General features: G+C 68.5%; 16 protein-coding genes. 1 reads left to right on the top strand and 15 read right to left on the bottom strand.

Annotated features, from left to right (window positions below):
- Positions 1-30 precede the first annotated feature (30 nt).
- The 6 genes from ASE12_RS16305 to ASE12_RS16280 all read right to left on the bottom strand — a co-directional run bounded on the left by ASE12_RS16305 (position 31) and on the right by ASE12_RS16280 (position 6941).
- On the bottom strand, positions 31-1626 hold the full coding sequence (locus ASE12_RS16305) for an AMP-binding protein (RefSeq protein ID WP_056402932.1): 1596 nt from the start codon (positions 1624-1626) through the stop codon (positions 31-33).
- 160 nt (positions 1627-1786) lie between these two features.
- On the bottom strand, positions 1787-2176 hold the full coding sequence (locus tag ASE12_RS16300) for a DUF779 domain-containing protein (RefSeq protein ID WP_056402928.1): 390 nt from the start codon (positions 2174-2176) through the stop codon (positions 1787-1789).
- 19 nt (positions 2177-2195) lie between these two features.
- The gene (locus ASE12_RS16295; protein ID WP_056402925.1) at positions 2196-3719 is read right to left on the bottom strand and encodes an aldehyde dehydrogenase family protein; all 1524 of its coding nucleotides are present in this window, start codon (positions 3717-3719) and stop codon (positions 2196-2198) included.
- Between the two features lie 168 nt (positions 3720-3887).
- Positions 3888-5168, bottom strand: a complete 1281-nt coding sequence (locus ASE12_RS16290) for a GAF domain-containing protein (RefSeq protein ID WP_056402920.1) — start codon at positions 5166-5168, stop codon at positions 3888-3890.
- A 40-nt stretch (positions 5169-5208) separates the two neighbouring features.
- On the bottom strand, positions 5209-6027 hold the full coding sequence (locus ASE12_RS16285) for an ABC transporter permease (RefSeq protein ID WP_056402917.1): 819 nt from the start codon (positions 6025-6027) through the stop codon (positions 5209-5211).
- Complete coding sequence (locus ASE12_RS16280) at positions 6024-6941, bottom strand: ATP-binding cassette domain-containing protein (protein WP_200955042.1); 918 nt, start codon at positions 6939-6941, stop codon at positions 6024-6026. The genes ASE12_RS16285 and ASE12_RS16280 overlap by 4 nt, the downstream gene beginning before the upstream one ends.
- A gap of 52 nt (positions 6942-6993) precedes the next feature.
- On the opposite strand from ASE12_RS16280, the gene kynA reads away from it, so the two are divergent.
- Positions 6994-7848, top strand: a complete 855-nt coding sequence (kynA, locus tag ASE12_RS16275; RefSeq protein ID WP_056402915.1) for a tryptophan 2,3-dioxygenase — start codon at positions 6994-6996, stop codon at positions 7846-7848.
- A gap of 12 nt (positions 7849-7860) precedes the next feature.
- Here kynA and ASE12_RS16270 read toward each other — a convergent pair whose 3' ends face one another.
- The 9 genes from ASE12_RS16270 to ASE12_RS16230 form a co-directional block, all read right to left on the bottom strand.
- Positions 7861-8520, bottom strand: a complete 660-nt coding sequence (locus tag ASE12_RS16270; protein WP_056402912.1) for a methionine ABC transporter permease — start codon at positions 8518-8520, stop codon at positions 7861-7863.
- Positions 8520-9548 carry a methionine ABC transporter ATP-binding protein gene (locus ASE12_RS16265; RefSeq protein ID WP_056402909.1) on the bottom strand — a complete coding sequence of 343 codons (1029 nt, stop codon included), beginning with the start codon at positions 9546-9548 and terminating at the stop codon, positions 8520-8522. Before ASE12_RS16265 ends, ASE12_RS16270 begins: the two co-directional genes overlap by 1 nt.
- A 74-nt stretch (positions 9549-9622) precedes the next feature.
- Positions 9623-10543: a MetQ/NlpA family ABC transporter substrate-binding protein gene (locus tag ASE12_RS16260; RefSeq protein ID WP_056402907.1), complete on the bottom strand. Its 921-nt coding sequence runs from the start codon at positions 10541-10543 to the stop codon at positions 9623-9625.
- A 298-nt stretch (positions 10544-10841) separates the two neighbouring features.
- On the bottom strand, positions 10842-12473 hold the full coding sequence (gene groL / locus ASE12_RS16255) for a chaperonin GroEL (RefSeq protein ID WP_056402903.1): 1632 nt from the start codon (positions 12471-12473) through the stop codon (positions 10842-10844).
- 160 nt (positions 12474-12633) lie between these two features.
- Positions 12634-13203 carry a dihydrofolate reductase family protein gene (locus tag ASE12_RS16250; protein WP_056402900.1) on the bottom strand — a complete coding sequence of 190 codons (570 nt, stop codon included), beginning with the start codon at positions 13201-13203 and terminating at the stop codon, positions 12634-12636.
- 22 nt (positions 13204-13225) lie between these two features.
- Entirely contained in the window at positions 13226-14473 is a 1248-nt protein-coding gene (locus tag ASE12_RS16245; RefSeq protein ID WP_235508931.1) for a hypothetical protein, read from the bottom strand.
- Positions 14470-14829 (bottom strand): hypothetical protein, encoded by a 360-nt coding sequence (locus ASE12_RS16240; RefSeq protein ID WP_056402898.1) that lies wholly within the window; start codon positions 14827-14829, stop codon positions 14470-14472. Before ASE12_RS16240 ends, ASE12_RS16245 begins: the two co-directional genes overlap by 4 nt.
- Positions 14826-15014: a hypothetical protein gene (locus ASE12_RS16235; RefSeq protein ID WP_056402894.1), complete on the bottom strand. Its 189-nt coding sequence runs from the start codon at positions 15012-15014 to the stop codon at positions 14826-14828. The genes ASE12_RS16240 and ASE12_RS16235 overlap by 4 nt, the downstream gene beginning before the upstream one ends.
- Positions 15011-16840, bottom strand: coding sequence for a hypothetical protein (locus ASE12_RS16230; protein ID WP_082582338.1), 1830 nt, complete (start codon positions 16838-16840; stop codon positions 15011-15013). The genes ASE12_RS16235 and ASE12_RS16230 overlap by 4 nt, the downstream gene beginning before the upstream one ends.
- Positions 16841-16842 lie beyond the last annotated feature (2 nt).

Genomic DNA, 16842 nt, shown 5'->3' with positions numbered 1-16842 from the left:
CGGTCGCTGCGCAGCCCGCTGATCGTCGCGTCAGTCGAAATCCGGGAGCTCGCGCTTCATGACCTTGCCGGTGGGGTTGCGGGGCAGCTCGTCGAGGAACATCGTGCGGCGTGGCACCGCGAACCGTGCGACGTGCTCCTTGGCGTACGCCACGAGGTCCTGCTCGGTCAGCGAGGCGCCGTCCTTGACCACGACGTACGCGGCGAGGGCCTGGCCGAATGCCGGGTCCTCGACCCCGGTGACCACGACGTCGGAGATGTCGGGGTGCTCGATGAGCGCGTCCTCGAGCTCGCGCGGGAAGACGTTCTCGCCGCCGGAGATGATCATGTCGTCGTCGCGGCCGGAGACGAACAACCGGCCGTTCTCGTCGAAGAACCCGAGGTCGCCGGTGTTCATGAGCCCGTCGGCGAACGCCTTGGTGTTGCCGTCGGTGTAGCCGCCGAACGGCATGTCGTTGCCGACGTGGATGACCCCGGTCTCACCCTGGGGCACCTCACGGCCGTCGGCGTCGAGGATCTTGACGAACGTACGGAACGGCGGCTTGCCGGCGGTGCCGGGCGCCTCGCGCAGGTCCTTGGGGCTGGCGATCGTGACCCAGCCGGTCTCGGTCGCGCCGTAGAAGTTGTAGACCGAGTCCGTGAACAGGTCCATGAACCGGTTGGCGAGGTCGCCGGCGAGCGCCGAGCCGCTGCTCGCGGTGACCTCGAGCGACGAGACGTCAGTCTTCTCGATCATGACCGGGTCGGCGTCGACGAGGCGCTGCATCATGAGCGGCACGACGACCAGGACCTTGGCCTTGTGCTCGTCGATGTCGCGCAGCACCTGCTCCGCGGAGAACCGTCGCCGCAGGACGTACGTGGGCGCGGTCGACAGGCCGAAGCCGAAGTTGATCAGGCCCCACGAGTGGAACAGCGGCGCCGCGAGCACGACGGTCGAGTTGCCCCGATAGGGAATCGCGCCGAAGAACGCGATGAGCGGCTTGAGGTCCGCCGGCTCCTCGCGCTTGGCGCCCTTGGGCAGCCCCGTGGTGCCCGAGGTGAAGATGATGATCTGGCCGTGGCGGGCGGGCTTGGGGTGCGCCTTGGTCGGCTGCCCGGTCAGGAGGCCGGCCACCGTCGGGTACGACGCCGGGGCGTCGTCGTCGGCCCAGCACAGGATGATCGAGTCGTCCTCGACGTCGGCGCCCACCTCGAGGAACTCCTGGTCGAGGATCACGAGCTTGGCGCCCTCGCGCTTCGCCAGCTCACCGAGCTGCGAGCGGCTCGCCATCGTGTTGAGCAGCAGCACCCGGCCGCCGGCCTGCATGACCGCGATCAGCGCGATGATCATGTAGCGGTGGTTGCGCGACAGCACCGCCACGGAGTCACCCGCCTCGATGCCGCGATCCTTGAGCGCCTGGGTGAACTGGTTGATCTGCTCGGCGAGCTCGGTCCAGGTGATCTGGCCGGCGTCGTCGATGATCGCGAGCTGGTTGGGGAAGCGCTTGGCCGCGGCGTTGACGCCCGACGGCAGCCCCGGGCCCCACTTGACGAGCTGCAGCCCGGCGCCGATCAGCCGATGGGGCAGGACCGGCTTCAACATCCCGATCTGACGGAAGACCTTCAGCGTGTAGCCCAGCTCGCTCATGCCGCCGCCTCCTCAGACAACCCACGATATGGAGGCGACGGCATGAGCCCTGCCTGATTGTTCGCTCGCTGTCGCTCGCTCATGCAACTCCTTGGGTGCGTTCGCCACGACGCTACTGCGCCCGGCCAGAACCTTGGAAGTGTAACAACGAGTTACGGTTTCAGGGCGTGACGTACGTCGCCAGCTCAGCGGTCTCCGCCTCGGTGAAGACCCTCGAGCGGATGATGAACCGGTTGCCGGTCGGGCCCTCGATCGAGAACCCCGCTCCCCTGCCCGGCACGACATCGATCGTGATGTGCGTGTGCGACCAGTAGGCGAACTGCTCCCGCGAGATCCACACCGGCGCCGGCTCGGATGCGCCGTAGTCGAGCTCGCCGAGGTGGACGTCCTGCGGGCCGGTCAGGAAGGTGCCCTGCGTGAAGCACATCGGCGCCGACCCGTCGCAGCAGCCGCCCGACTGGTGGAACATCAGCGGCATGGCGTGGGACTCCCGGAGGCTGCGGAGCAGGGCCGCAGCCTCCGGGGTGATCGCGACGCGTCCCACCGTCACGACGGATCTCCCTCCCACATCAGAAGAAGCCGAGCTTGTTCTGGTCGTACGAGACCAACAGGTTCTTGGTCTGCTGGTAGTGGTCGAGCATCATCTTGTGGTTCTCGCGGCCGATGCCGGACGACTTGTAGCCGCCGAACGCCGCGTGCGCGGGGTACTGGTGGTAGCAGTTGGTCCACACCCGGCCGGCCTGGATGTCGCGGCCGGCCCGGTATGCCGTGTTGCTGTCGCGCGACCAGACGCCGGCACCGAGGCCGTACAACGTGTCGTTCGCGATCTCGATGGCCTCGTCGTAGTCGTCGAAGCCGGTCACCGAGACGACAGGGCCGAAGATCTCCTCCTGGAAGATGCGCATCTTGTTGTGGCCCTGGAAGATCGTCGGCGCGACGTAGTAGCCGCCCGACAGGTCGCCGCCGAGGTCGACGCGCTCACCGCCCGTGATGATCCGGGCACCTTCCTGCACGCCGATGTCGAAGTACGACAGGATCTTCTCGAGCTGGTCGTTGCTCGCCTGGGCACCGATCATCGTGGCGTCGTCGAGCGGGTTGCCCTGGACGATCTGCTTGACCCGGTCGGTCGCCGCGGGCAGGAACTGCTCGAGGATCGAGTTCTGGATCAGCCCGCGACTCGGGCAGGTGCACACCTCGCCCTGGTTGAGGGCGAACATCGCGAACCCCTCGAGCGCCTTGTCGTAGAACGCGTCGTCCTTGCTGGCCACGTCCTCGAAGAAGATGTTGGGGCTCTTGCCACCGAGCTCCAGCGTGGCCGGGATGAGGTTCTGGCTGGCGTACTGGGCGATCAGCCGGCCGGTCGTGGTCTCGCCGGTGAAGGCAATCTTGCGGATCCGGCTGCTCGACGCGAGCGGCGCACCGGCTTCGACACCGAACCCGTTGACGACGTTGATGACGCCGGCCGGGAGGAGGTCGGCGATGAGCTCCATCAGCAGCATGATCGACGCCGGGGTCTGCTCGGCGGGCTTCAGCACGACCGCGTTGCCGGCAGCGAGGGCCGGGGCGAGCTTCCAGACCGCCATGAGCAGCGGGAAGTTCCACGGGATGATCTGGCCGACGACGCCGAGCGGCTCGTGGAAGTGGTACGCCACGGTGTCGTTGTCGAGCTGCGACAGCGCACCCTCCTGGGCGCGGATCGCACCCGCGAAGTAGCGGAAGTGGTCGACCACGAGCGGCAGGTCGGCCGCCAGGCACTCGCGCACGGGCTTGCCGTTGTCCCAGGTCTCGCCGACGGCGAGCATCTCGAGGTTCTGCTCGACGCGGTCGGCGATCTTGTTGAGGATGTTGGCCCGCTCGGCCACCGAGGTCTTGCCCCAGGCCGGCGCCGCGGCGTGGGCGGCGTCGAGGGCGAGCTCGATGTCCTCAGCAGTGCCGCGGGCGACCTCGCAGAACACCTTGCCGTTGACCGGCGACGGGTTCTCGAAGTACTCGCCCTTGACCGGCGCGACGTACTCGCCACCGATCCAGTTGTCGTAGCGGGGCTTGTAGGTGACGACGCTTCCTTCGGCTCCGGGCTGCGCGTAGACGGTCATGGTGCTCCTTCAGGTCGAGGTGCTGTGACCGTAGTCACGTGACCGTTGCCCCAACGTTGCAGCGAATGGGACTGCACGCTGCGATGTCGACTCACGAGGTTTCGTCATCTGGCGGCTTCGCCGCGATCGCTCAACCTGGCTTCGCGCCGCTCGCAAAGCTCGCTCGGCTCAGCCGAGCTCGGCGTCGAGCTGGGCCACGTGCGCGGCCACCTGCGCGTGGCGCGGCGACGTGACCGGGAGTACCTCGAGCACTCGTCGCCAGATCTCGAAGTCGTCGCGACCGTGCGCGGTGTCGGCGAACGAGAGCAGCGCATCGGCGTCGCCCGCACTCAGCAGGCACGAGCGGACGAACATGTGGAGCTCGTCGCGGCTCCGTTCGACGGCCGGCGCCGTCGAGGTCGGCAGGATCGGCCCGCGGTAGTGCGCGACGGCACTGCGGATCCGTCCGGCAGCGAGGTCCTCGCGCACGCGGCCGATGTCGGTGCTGATCTCGTTGCGGAGCCGGTACGGCCTGGAGGCGAGCTCGATCGGCCCCAGCACCGTCCGCAGCCGCGACAGCTCGGCGCGGATCGTGACCTGGGCCTGCTCGTCGTCGCTCAGCGCCACCGACAGCTCGGCGGTCGTCATGCCGTCGCGGGACTCGGCGAGCAGCAGCATGATCTCGCTGTGGCGCAGGCTCAGCCGGGTCGTCGTCGTGCCGTGGCGCAACGTCGCCCCGCGGCCGCCGAGCACGTCGAGTGCCGGGATCGACCACCCGCTGCTCGCGGTCGCGGACGGCGCCGGGCTGAGCCGTTCGATCCGCAGCTCAGCCTCGACCGCGGCGACTGTCGCGCGTACGAGCGTCAGGCTCTGCGCGGTGGCCACGTCGGGGCCACCGGTCAGGTCGAGCACGCCGAGGATCGCGCCGGTGTCGGGGTCGTGGATCGGGGCCGCCGAGCAGCTCCATGGCGTGACCTGCCGGGCAAGGTGCTCCGGGCCGAAGATCTGCACCGGTCGGTCGAGGGCGAGCGCCGTGCCGGGGGCGTTCGTGCCGACGCTGCCCTCGCTCCAGTCGGCGCCTGGCAGGAAGTGCATGCCCTCGGCCCGCGACCGGAGCGAGGAGTCACCCTCGACCCACAGCAGCTGACCTGCGGCATCGCTGACCGCCACGAGCAGCCCCGCCTCGGCCGCGCTCTCGACGAGCAGGCGCCGGATGACCGGCATGCCCGCCGCCAGCGGGTGCGCGTCACGGATGTCCGCGAGCGCAGCGTCGTCGAGCCGGATCGCGGCCAGCGCCTGCTCCGGGTCGAGACCACCCTCCACGCTGCGACGCCACGACTCGAACACGAGCTGGCGCAGGGACGGGTCGACCTCCCCCGTGCTCACGAACTGGTCGTGTGCCGCCTCGAGGTCTCGCGAGAGCGCCGCCGGATCGGCACCCGGCGGCATCGCGAGATCGTGGCGGGCCATGCCCGGAGTGTACGACCCCGTGTGACGGGGGTCACCGGCCTCAGGCGTCGCGACGCATGAACAGCGCGTACGAGCCGGCCAGCAACGCGCCGACGAAGACGCCCATGACGATGCCACCACCCACCGCTCCGAACGGGATGAAGCCCAGGAACGACAACAGGTCGTCCAGCGACGCTCGCGTGTAGAGCTTGCCGCCGGCGTCGTAGGGGAGGTACTTGAGGATGTTCATGATGCCGCCGTCGGAGCTCGGGTCGTCCGAGGCGGTCTTGATGGCGATCACGATCGCGCGGATGATCTGCTCGACGACCGAGGGCACCAGCATCAGCAGGGCGACCGCGGCGGTCTGGTTGCGGGTCAGGGCGCTGAAGGCCAAGCCTGACAGCGAGAAGAGCGCCGTGAAGATCATCGTGCCCGACGTCATGTTGACCAGGCCCTTGGCGGTCGGGAAGTCGAGGCCGAACGCGACGATGCTGAGCAGGGCGATGACGATGCACAACAGGGCGGCCGCCGCCGAGATCACGACGGTGGAGATGACCTTGGCGGCGAAGACGTGCGTGCGGTTGGGGATGGCGGTGAGGGTCGCCCGGATCATCCCGTGCCGATACTCGTGGCCGGTCGAGAACACCCCGAGCAGTCCGATGATGTACGCGATGAACAGCGGCGCGAAGCCGCTCGAGGCGCCGATCGTCGCGATGACGTCGAACGCGGCGTTGCCTCGGTCGAACGAGTCCGACTGCGAGATCACCGCGGCCAGGACGATCGACATGATGAGCTGGAACGTCATCGCGATGCCGATCAACCAATAGGTCGAGCGGAGCGTGCGCAGCCGCACGTACTCGTAGCGGAGGGCGTCGATCATGCGACGTCTCCCGTCGAGCCGCGGAACTCCTCGGACAGGCCGGTCGCCTCGAGGAATGCCTCCTCCAGCGTGGCCTGCCGCGTCACGAGCTGGTGCAATCGCGCCCCGGCGGTGTGCGCCGCCTCGCCGATCTGCTCGGCCGTGACGCCGCTGACCACGAGGCTGTCGCCCTCGCGGGTGATCGCTGCGCCGAGCGCCTCGATCGCGGGGGCGAGCACCGAACCGTCGGGCGTACGCACCTCGACCGTGCCCAGGCCGCTGTGCGAGATGAAGTCAGCGACCGCGCCGTTGGCCAGCATCTGGCCGCGGCCGATCACCACGAGCTCGTCGGCCAGCATGGCCATCTCCTGCAGGAGGTGGCTCGACACGAAGACGGAGCGACCCTCCCCCGCTAGGTGCTTGAGCAGGGAGCGCAGCCACGTGATGCCTTGCGGGTCGAGGCCGTTGCTCGGCTCATCGAGGATCAGGGTGTCCGGGTCACCGAGCAGCGCCGCGGCGATGCCGAGGCGTTGGCCCATGCCGAGGCTGAACTTCTTGGGCTTGCCCTTGCTGACGCTCGACAGGCCGACCATCTCGATGACCTGGTCGACGCGCGTGTTGGGGATGCGGTTGGCGGCCGCGAGCATCCGGAGGTGGTTGCGGGCGTGCCGGGTCGGGTGGAACGGCTTCGCCTCGAGCAGCGCCCCGACATGTCGCATCGGGTGGTCGAGCTCGGCGAACGTCCGGCCGTCGTACGTCGTGGCACCCTCGCCCCGGTCGAGGCCCAGCATGAGCCGCATCGTCGTCGACTTGCCGGAGCCGTTGGGCCCGAGGAACCCTGTGACGCTGCCCGGGTGGACCTCGAACGAGAGGTTGTTGACGGCCCGCGTGGACCCGTACGTCTTGCCGAGTCCCACCGCCTTGATCAGTGCCATGCGCACCACCCTTTCACGCGGTACCGAGCCGCCGACGGCATACCGTGCAGGTATGACGACGAGCAACGAGTCCTTCAGGCCGATCGAGGACGGGGTCGCGACCGACCTGCGCGGCGAGATGACGTACGCGAGCTACCTTCGGCTCCCGACGCTGCTGTCCGCCCAGGAGCCGGTCTCGGACCACCACGACGAGATGTTGTTCATCATCCAGCACCAGGTCACCGAGCTGTGGCTCAAGCAGCTGACCCACGAGCTGCGCTCCGCGATCGCCCTGATCGCGGCCGACGACCTGCCGCCGGCGCTCAAGCGACTCGCGCGGGTGAAGGCGATCCAACGGCAGATGTTCGAGCAGTGGGCCGTGCTGGAGACGCTGACCCCGATCGAGTACGCCCAGTTCCGAGACTCGCTCGGCAAGGCGTCGGGCTTCCAGTCGCCGCAGTACCGCACCGTCGAGTTCCTGCTCGGCAACAAGAACCCGCAGATGATCAAGGTCTTCGAGCACGACGAGGCCCTGCGGTCGGCGCTGCAGGCCGACCTCGAGGCCCCGAGCCTCTACGACGAGTTCCTGCGCTTCCTCGCCCGTCAGGGGCACGCGGTGCCGGCGGCGGTGCTGGAGCGCGACGTCACGCAGCCGTACGTCGCCGACCCGGGCGTGATCGAGGTGCTCCGCCGCATCTATGACGACCCCGACACCTACTGGGCGGCGTACGAGATGTGCGAGGAGCTCGTCGACGTCGAGGGCAGCTTCCAGTTGTGGCGCTTCCGGCACCTCAAGACCGTCGAGCGCATCATCGGGTTCAAGCGCGGCACCGGGGGGTCTTCGGGTGTGACGTTCCTGCAGAAGGCCCTGGAGCTCACCTTCTTCCCCGAGCTTCTGGACGTACGCACGCACATCGGCGCTCCCTGAGCCGACCGACGGTCAGCGGCGCAGCGCCTTGCGGGCGAGCGCGTTGCCGGCGAACTGGCCGAGCTGCACGATGACGACGATCACCAGCACAGCCGCCCACGTCACGGTCGGGTTGTACTGCGTGTAGCCGTAGACGATCGCGAAGTTGCCGATGCCACCGCCGCCGATGACGCCCGCCACCGCCGACATGTCGACGATCGCGACGAACGCGAACGTGTAGCCCAGGATCAACGGTCCGAGCGCCTCCGGGATCAGGACCGTACGGATGATCCGCAGGCGACCCGCGCCCATCGCCCGCGCCGCCTCGAGCACGCCGGTCGGCACGCTCACCAGGTTCTGCTCGACGATGCGGCTGATGCCGAACGAGGCCGCGACGACCAGCGCGAAGATGATCGCCTTGTTGCCGATGCCGATGCCGACCACCGCGCGCGCAGCGGGCTGGGCGGCGGCGATGAAGATGATGAACGGGATCGGTCGGAAGAAGTTGACGATGACGTTGAGGACGAACGACACCGGCGCGTTCGCCAGCAGCCCGCCACGTCGCGTGACGTAGAGGGCGACACCCAGCAGCAGGCCGCCCAGGCCACCGAGCACGAGGGCGAACCCGACGATGTAGAGCGTCTCCCACGTCGAGTGCCAGAACAGGGACTGCAGCTCCTGGAGGCGATCCATCAGGCCACCTCCCTCGTCTCGACCCGCGCTTGCACGGCAGCGACGGCCTCGTCGATCGCGGCCGCGTCGCCACGCAGCGCGAGCGTCAGGTGCCCGAAGGTGTCGCCCTGGATGTCCTCGATGCCGCCGTAGACGAGCTCGAACTCGACACCGCGACCGATGATCTCGGCGAACACCTGCGACTGGGACACCGAGCTGTCGCGGAACGACACCGTGATGAGCCTGCCGGAGTGCCGCTCGCGGAGGCCCTCAAGCGTACGACCCGTGGGCACGTCGTCGACGAGCGTCGACACGAAGCGCCGCGTGGCGGCCTCGGCGGGATTGGCGAAGATGTCGAACACCGGCCCCTGCTCGACGACCCGGCCCTGCTCCATCACCACGACCTTGTGGGCGATCGCCTTGATGACCTCCATCTCGTGGGTGATGACCACGATCGTGATGCCGAGCTCCTCGTTGACCCGCTTGAGCAGGCCCAGCACCTCGTGGGTCGTCTCGGGGTCGAGCGCGCTGGTCGCCTCGTCCGCCAGGAGGATGCGCGGCGACGTGGCGAGCGCACGGGCGATGCCGACACGCTGCTTCTGCCCGCCGGACAGCTGCTCCGGGTACGAGTGCGCCTTGTCGGCAAGTCCCACGAACGTCAGCAGCTCGACGATGCGGGCATGCTGCTCGCTCCGCGGCACCCCGGCGACCTGCAAGGGGTAGGCGATGTTGCCGTAGACCGTGCGGGAGGTGAACAGGTTGAACTGCTGGAAGATCATGCCGATCCCCAGCCGCACCTTCTGCTGCTCGCGCTCCTTGAGCGACGTGATCTCGGTGCCGTCGACCGTGATCGTGCCGGAGGTGACCGGCTCGAGGGCGTTGATCAGGCGTACGAGGGTCGACTTGCCGGCACCGGAGTAGCCGACGATGCCGACGATCTCGCCCGCGTGGATGTCGAGGTCCACGCCGGTTACGGCATGGACCGGTGGTGCACCGCGGCGGGCGGGAGCGAAGACCTTCGAGACGTCGCGCAGCTCGACGAGAGCCATGGGGTTCCTTCCTGGGAGGCGTCGGGCCCGGCCGCGAGGATCACCCGCGAGCCGGGCCGACAGCCCCGGTGGGACTACTTCTTGCTGGCGGCGGTGTCCGCCTCGACCTTCTTGAGCGAGGCGACCAGGTCGCTGACCGGCGTCTGCACCGGCACGGCGGTGTCGCCCGAGACCTTCTTCAGGCCGGCGATGACGGTCTTGTCGGTCTGGAAGATCTTGACGAGCTTCTGGTACGTCTTGTTGTCCTTGTCCTCGGGGCGGACCGCGAAGATGTTGACGTACGGCAGGGCGTTGGGATCCTTCGGGTCGTCCTGGGCGATCGCGTCGGAGAACTTGAGCCCGGCCTTCTCCACGAAGTCGTTGTTGATGATCGCAGCGGCGAGGTCCTTGAGCGAGCTGGCGGTCAGTGCCGCGTCGAGCGCCTTGACCTTGACCTTGGAGGCATCCGTGTCGACGTCGCTGAGGTCGGAGAAGATCGTGCCGCCGTCCTTGAGCTTGATGAGCCCGGCCGACTGCAGCACCAGCAGGCCGCGGGCCTGGTTGCTGACGTCGTTGGGCACCGCAACGGTGTCACCGTCCTTGATCTCGTCGACCGAGTCGTACTTCTTCGAGTAGAGCCCGAGCGGGTAGATCGCCGTGGCGCCGATCGGCGTGAGCTTCTTGTGGTTCGCCACGTTGTAGTCGGCGAGGAACACGATGTGCTGGAACTGGTTGATGTCCAGCTCACCCTCGGCGAGGGCCGGGTTGGGCTGCGCGTAGTCGGTGAAGTTGACCAGCTTGATCTTGATGCCCTCGTCCGCGGCGGCCTTCTTGTAGTCGTTCCAGTACGGGTCGGCCGCACCGACGACGCCGATCTTGATGGTCTTGCCCTTGGCGTCGCTGTCGCCTCCCCCGAAGATCAGGAATCCGGCGATGACGAGGACCGCGACGACGGCCGCGATGATCGCGTAGAGGGGTCCGCGGCGCTTGGGCGCCTCGATGATGTTCTCGGACATCGGTGCTTCCTTTCGTCCGGCTCGTGGCCGGTGGTTCCGGTGGGCGGAGGTGTTCCGCAATCACCACGCTAGGAACCCGCACTGGACCGTCCGGACGGTTCTCACGATGTGAAATCTGGCGGGTGAGCCGCTTCACATCGGGTACGAGGGCGCACGACGAAGGCCCCCACCGAGCCGAAGCTCGGTGAGGGCCTTTGTTTTGTCCTGGACTCCTGGTGAGGAGACTCCCCAGCGCTGGGACTCCCCGGCGCTGGCTGACCTCGAGGCGTGACCTCGATGGACCAGAGTCGCTACGCGACTAGAACCCCATACCGCCCATATCGCCCATGTCCGGGGCGCCTCCGCCGGCCGGAGCAGGCTCCGGCTTGTCGGCGACGACGGCCTCGGTGGTGAGGAACAGTGCGGCGATCGAGGCTGCGTTCTGCAGCGCCGAGCGCGTCACCTTGGCCGGGTCGATGATGCCGGCTGCGATCAGGTCGACGTACTCGCCGGTCGCGGCGTTGAGGCCCCAGCCCGACTCGAGTCCGGCAACCTTCTCCGCGACGACACCACCCTCGAGACCGGCGTTGATCGCGATCTGCTTGAGCGGGGCGGACGCCGCGGTGCGAACGATGTTCGCGCCGGTGGCCTCGTCACCCGTGAGCTCGAGCTTCTCGAAGACCGCAGCGGTGGCCTGCACGAGTGCGACGCCACCACCGGCGACGATGCCCTCTTCGACGGCCGCCTTGGCGTTGCGGACGGCGTCCTCGATGCGGTGCTTGCGCTCCTTGAGCTCGACCTCGGTGGCCGCGCCCACCTTGATGACGGCGACGCCGCCGGCGAGCTTGGCGAGGCGCTCCTGGAGCTTCTCGCGGTCGTAGTCCGAGTCGCTGTTCTCGATCTCGGCCTTGATCTGGTTGACGCGACCCTGGATCTGGTCGTCGGAGCCACCGCCCTCGACGATCGTGGTCTCGTCCTTGGTCGTGACGACCTTGCGGGCCGTGCCGAGCAGCGTCAGGTCGGCGGTCTCGAGGCTGAGACCGACTTCCTCGCTGATGACCTCGCCACCCGTGAGGATCGCGATGTCGGCCAGCATGGCCTTGCGACGGTCACCGAAACCCGGGGCCTTGATGGCGACGGACTTGAACGTGCCGCGCATCTTGTTGACGACCAGCGTCGCGAGAGCCTCGCCCTCGACGTCCTCGGCGATGATGACGAGCGGCTTGCCCGCCTGCATGACCTTCTCGAGGACGGGGACCATGTCCTTCACGGAGCTGATCTTGGAGTTGACGATGAGGATGTAGGGATCCTCGAGCACGGTCTCCTGGCGCTCGGCGTCGGTGACGAAGTAGCCCGACAGGTGGCCCTTGTCGAACCGCATGCCCTCGGTGAGCTCCAGGTCGAGGCCGAACGTGTTCGACTCCTCGACCGTGATGACGCCTTCCTTGCCGACCTTGTCCATGGCCTCGGCGATGATCTCGCCGACCGTGGTGTCAGCAGCGGAGATCGAGGCGGTCGAAGCGATCTGCTCCTTGGTCTCGACGTCCTTGGCCATGCCGAGCAGCTGCGAGCTGATGGCCTCGACGGCGGTCTCGATGCCCTTCTTGAGGCCCATCGGGTTGGCGCCGGCCGCGACGTTGCGCAGGCCTTCGCGGACGAGGGCCTGGGCCAGGACCGTGGCGGTCGTCGTGCCGTCACCGGCGACGTCGTCGGTCTTCTTGGCGACCTCCTTGACGAGCTCGGCACCGATCTTCTCGTAGGGATCCTCGAGCTCGATCTCCTTGGCGATGCTCACACCGTCGTTGGTGATCGTGGGGGCGCCCCACTTCTTCTCCAGGACGACGTTGCGGCCCTTGGGACCGAGCGTGACCTTGACGGCGTCGGCGAGCTGGTTCATCCCGCGCTCGAGGCCGCGCCGTGCTTCCTCGTTGAAAGCAATGGTTTTTGCCATGTGTACGTTTCTCCGACTTGGTTGTCGACGTGGATGACCAGGCGATGCCCGCGACGGACGGCTGCGGCGTGCGGCGAACCCTTCTCGCCGCGGCCCACAACCTCATCGGTCTGATCCTGTTAGCACTCTCATCATACGAGTGCTAATCAACGCCGCGCAATCAGGTGGACGGTTTGCTTGCCACGTCGTAGTGGAGCTCGGCGAACTGCCCGGCCTGCTTGACGGCTGTGAGGGTCAGCCGGTCCGACCGGATGTCGCGCGGCAGCAGCGGCGCGCCGGCGCCGAGGGTGACGGGGGCGACCGACACCATGACCCGGTCGAGCAGGCCCGCGTCGTCGAACTGGCCGACGAGGTCGCCCCCACCCATCAGCCACACGTCCCCCTCGCCTGCGGCGGCCACCATGTCGGCGTGCACGCTGCGGACGTCGTCGCTGGTGACGCGCAGGTCCGCACCCGGGATGAGCGGCAGGTCGCGGTGGCTGAACACCCAGGTCGGCCGCTCGGCGTACCACTCCTGCCACTTCTCGGGGTGGTCCATCATCTGCTCGTGCTCGAGCACCCACTCGTACGTCGTGGAGCCCATCGCGAGGGCCCCGACGCCGGCCACGAAGTCGCCCACGCTGGACTCCGCCTCGGATGCACCGGGCACCTCGAAGAGCCAGTCGAGCGAGTTGTCAGGGGTCGCCAGGAAGCCGTCGAGTGTCGTTGCGGTGTAGTAGATCGTCGCCATGTGCGCGACGCTACTGATCGGGTCAGACAGAGAACAGCAGGAACAGCCCCGTGAACGTGTAGGCCACCATGAGCAGCAGCATCGCGACCTGACCGCTGAGCCGGTGCGCCCTCGGCAGCAGCGCCAGCGCCTTGTCGTGGGCTGCGACGACCGCGAGCACGTGGCCCGCGACGACGAACGTGACCTTGAGGGCGGCGAGGGTCGCGGAGTGCTGCGACAGCACGTACGACGTGCCGTGCTCGCCCAGCGGGTGCCAGCCTCGGCCGAGCGGGTCGAGCAGGGCGAAGAACACCGCCTGCCCCTTCTCGACGAGGTAGGTCAGGTAGTGGGCGAAGATGTAGCCGACCACGATCGGGACCAGCGAGTGCGCCAGACGTCCGGGCAGCGCCTTGCGCTCCCCCGCACTGACCCCGCCCGTCGCGCGCGCCGCACCGATGAACAGCATCGCGACGACGGCGCAGAAGCCCAGCAGCGTCAGCGAGTGCTGCCACGTCGAGAGGGTCTTGCTCTGCCAGAACGACGAGGCGGAGAAGCTGTCGTACGCCGTCGAGCCGAGCAGCGTCGCCAGCACGGCAACGAGGCCGGCGTCGATCGGCACCCCGGGCAGCGAGCGGAGGGGGTTGTGCACGCGCCAACGACCGTCATGGACGAAGGGCGAGAGCTTCGCGACGATCGCGCTGTACACGTCGAACGGGTCCGCACGGTCGTACCAGCGCGGCCCGAACGCGACGCCGCCGGCGATCGTCACCACGACGTACGCCGCGACCCACACGCGTACGGCGTGGATCGAGCCCGGGTCGGGCGAGGCCAGCTCGAGCCAGACGAACGCGAACAGCCCCGCGACGGCGGGCCAGTAGCCCAGCCGCTTCGGGTACGTCCACAGGCCCGGGCCCAGCAGCGACTGGATCGTGCGCCACGGCGAGAGGTCGCGCCACACGTGGCCGGCGACCAGGGCCAGCGGCACGAGACCGACCCAGACGAAGATGTAGAACCCGCCGAGCCCGCCGTTGGAGGCGTCCGACGGTCCGGCGTACAGGGCCACCAGCAGCCAGGCCGTGAGCACGACTCCCACGACGGCGAGCCACGGGCGGCGAGCCGGCGGGTCCGACGGCTCGGGCTCAGCGGCGAACCGCGGCTCCGTCCACGCGAGCGCCAGCACGCCGAACGAGATCGTCAGCGCCCACGAGGCACCGACCATGGCGTACAGGAACGGGATCGGCAGGTCGGTCGACCCACCGAGTCCGTGTGCCTGGAGCCCGGCGGAGATCACGGCTTGACGACGAGCTGCACGATCGTGACGTCGAGATGGTGCGCCTCGACGGCGACCTGGCCGGGGGTGTCGATCGTGAACGTCTCGTCGAGCTGGTCACCGGGTCCGACCTCGTACTCGTGCTCGGGGTCGGAGTGCACGTGGATCTCCTCGTCGGCGTCGGACGTGATCCGCAGCGTCACGGGCTTGCCGGCCTTGACGTCGACCCGCTTGCCCTGCGGCGTGACCTTGCCGTCCTTGATGACGATGCGCACGGTCACCGCCCCCTTGGCAGCGTCCGAGCCGTCGGACCCGTCACCGCCGCCGCAGCCGGTCAGGACGAGGGCGCAGGCCAGCAACGTCGCAGCGATCTTCACTCGTTCTCCTCCGTGTCGTCGGGCTCGAAGGCCCGCTCGATGATCTCGCGCTCCTCGCGCTCGTCACGCCGGTCCTTTCGCGCGATGTAGAGGATCACGCCGACGACCACGAGGGCCGGGACGATCGCCGGGATCGCGAGCAGGGCGGCATGGTGCGCAAGGATCTGGTCTCCGCCCGGCGTCATGAGGTCAGGGTAGGCGTACGGTCTCCCGGCGAGTCGGCGTCGTGCTCCTCGATGCGGCGCGCCACGCGGGCGACCGCGACCGAGATGCCGATGATGATGGCGAGGCTGCAGAGCAGGACGACCATGTTGGCCGCACCCCACAGCCATGGCGAGGTGTCACCCTTGCGCTCGCGCTGGAGGATGTCGATCTCCGGCACGAACTTGCGGGTGAACTCGGCAGAGGCGGGAACCTCCTTGACCTTCAGCGGCGCGTCGGCCGGCATGAAGATCGGCACCGCGGCGAGCGTACGTCCGTCCTGGACGCGCAGCAGCGTCTTCCAGTTGCCGCCGACCGGCACGGGCTTGGTCGACTCCCACGTGTTGTCGCCCGTACGTCGCAGGCGATCCGTCACGACGCCGGCGCCACCGCCCTGCCACGCCGTGATCTGGACCCACGTCGGGTGGTCGTCGATCAGGTCGGCGGGCTTGACCGTGATCTTGGCGGTGACCTCGGGGTGATCCGTCGTCCCGACCTGCGTCAGGGCGAAGCTGGCCGAGGCGTTCTTGGGCACCGTGGCGTGCAGCCCGTTGGCGACGGCGGCCGCGATGACGAGCACCGAGACCGTGATGATCGTGCGGCTGATCTTCGCCGCCGGCAGCCGGCCCTGGAGGCCCAGCGCGAACAGCGCACCGCAGAGGCCCGACGCGATCGCCACGGGCACCGCCATGAGCAGACCCTCGAGCCACACGTCCTGGGTCCACGGGAACTGGAAGACGCGGTCGTTCCAGAACTTCTCGATGACCAGGCCGATGGTCCCGATCAGGAGGCCACCGATCGCGCCGAACCACAACGGCTTGTTGCGCAGCTGGGTGAACGCCAGCAGCTCGATCAGCACCGCGCTGCCGAGGTAGAGCGGGAACACGTGGTGCGCCTCGCCGAAGAAATCCGTGACGATGAACGAGATGATGCCGCGCATCAGCAGGAAGAACACCGCCGCGACGATCGCGGCGCCCGGGCCGACGTACAGCCGGGCGGCGACCAGGGTGACGCCCGCGGCGGCGACGATCATGAGCGGCGCGAACACCATGCGGAACTGGGCGATGCCGAAGTCGAACTCGGCCTGGAACACCGAGAGCCCGATCAGCAGGGCGCCGAAGCTGATCGACAGCGTCGCCGTACGCATCCAGGTCGGCATCTCCTTGCCGTTCTGGCGCAGCGCGAAGTCGGCCTCACGGTGCAGCAGGATGATGCCGGCGGTGGACAGTCCGGCGCCGCCGATCAGCATCAGGTGGGTCGGTCCCCAGAGGGTGACGTCCTGGCCGAACAACCGGTGCCAGACGTCGTCGAGCGGGAAGCCGATCAGGGCGTACAGGCCGCACGCGGCGATGAAGATGCCGCTGACCGGGGCGTACCAGTTGCGGGTGATGCGGACCGCGGCGATGCCGGGCTTGTCACCGTCCCGCGGGTAGATGACCGCCGACATGCCGGCGACGAACAGGGCGAAGAGCCCGTAGAGGATCAGGTAGTGCGCAGGGTTGGCGAGCGGCCCGGCGTCGCGGCCGCGGCCGGCGTGCAGGCTGACGTCCCACATGAACCCGAGCAGCGCGACGATCAGGGAGCTCGCGACGAACAGCGTGGGGATCGCCGCCCAGCCGGGCTCGCCGGTGCGCGCACCGAGTCGCTCACCCGCGCGCTGGATCCAGTCGATGCGGTGCGTGCGGTGCGCCCAGGCGACGGCCAGCAGGATGGCCGTGACGATGCCTGCGGCGATCGACAGGCCGATGACCTGGCCGATCGCGGCGCCTCCGGCGGGTGCGGTGACGGGGTCGGCTGCAGAGAGGAACATAC

The sequence above is a fragment of the Aeromicrobium sp. Root236 genome (assembly GCF_001428805.1).
GTDB lineage: Bacteria > Actinomycetota > Actinomycetes > Propionibacteriales > Nocardioidaceae > Aeromicrobium.
Note: the sequence above shows the minus strand (reverse complement) of the source record. Positions and strands in the feature narration are given on the sequence as shown.

Excerpts from the sequence above, each read along its gene's own strand:
- ASE12_RS16305 (WP_056402932.1), bottom strand. The coding sequence starts at position 1,626 with ATGAGCGAGCTGGGCTACACGCTGAAGGTCTTCCGTCAGATCGGGATG.
- ASE12_RS16295 (WP_056402925.1), bottom strand. The coding sequence starts at position 3,719 with ATGACCGTCTACGCGCAGCCCGGAGCCGAAGGAAGCGTCGTCACCTAC.
- ASE12_RS16290 (WP_056402920.1), bottom strand. The coding sequence starts at position 5,168 with ATGGCCCGCCACGATCTCGCGATGCCGCCGGGTGCCGATCCGGCGGCG.
- ASE12_RS16285 (WP_056402917.1), bottom strand. The coding sequence starts at position 6,027 with ATGATCGACGCCCTCCGCTACGAGTACGTGCGGCTGCGCACGCTCCGC.
- ASE12_RS16280 (WP_200955042.1), bottom strand. The coding sequence starts at position 6,941 with ATGGCACTGATCAAGGCGGTGGGACTCGGCAAGACGTACGGGTCCACG.
- kynA (WP_056402915.1), top strand. The coding sequence starts at position 6,994 with ATGACGACGAGCAACGAGTCCTTCAGGCCGATCGAGGACGGGGTCGCG.
- ASE12_RS16270 (WP_056402912.1), bottom strand. The coding sequence starts at position 8,520 with ATGGATCGCCTCCAGGAGCTGCAGTCCCTGTTCTGGCACTCGACGTGG.
- ASE12_RS16265 (WP_056402909.1), bottom strand. The coding sequence starts at position 9,548 with ATGGCTCTCGTCGAGCTGCGCGACGTCTCGAAGGTCTTCGCTCCCGCC.
- ASE12_RS16260 (WP_056402907.1), bottom strand. The coding sequence starts at position 10,543 with ATGTCCGAGAACATCATCGAGGCGCCCAAGCGCCGCGGACCCCTCTAC.
- groL (WP_056402903.1), bottom strand. The coding sequence starts at position 12,473 with ATGGCAAAAACCATTGCTTTCAACGAGGAAGCACGGCGCGGCCTCGAG.
- ASE12_RS16250 (WP_056402900.1), bottom strand. The coding sequence starts at position 13,203 with ATGGCGACGATCTACTACACCGCAACGACACTCGACGGCTTCCTGGCG.
- ASE12_RS16235 (WP_056402894.1), bottom strand. The coding sequence starts at position 15,014 with ATGACGCCGGGCGGAGACCAGATCCTTGCGCACCATGCCGCCCTGCTC.
- ASE12_RS16230 (WP_082582338.1), bottom strand. The coding sequence starts at position 16,840 with ATGTTCCTCTCTGCAGCCGACCCCGTCACCGCACCCGCCGGAGGCGCC.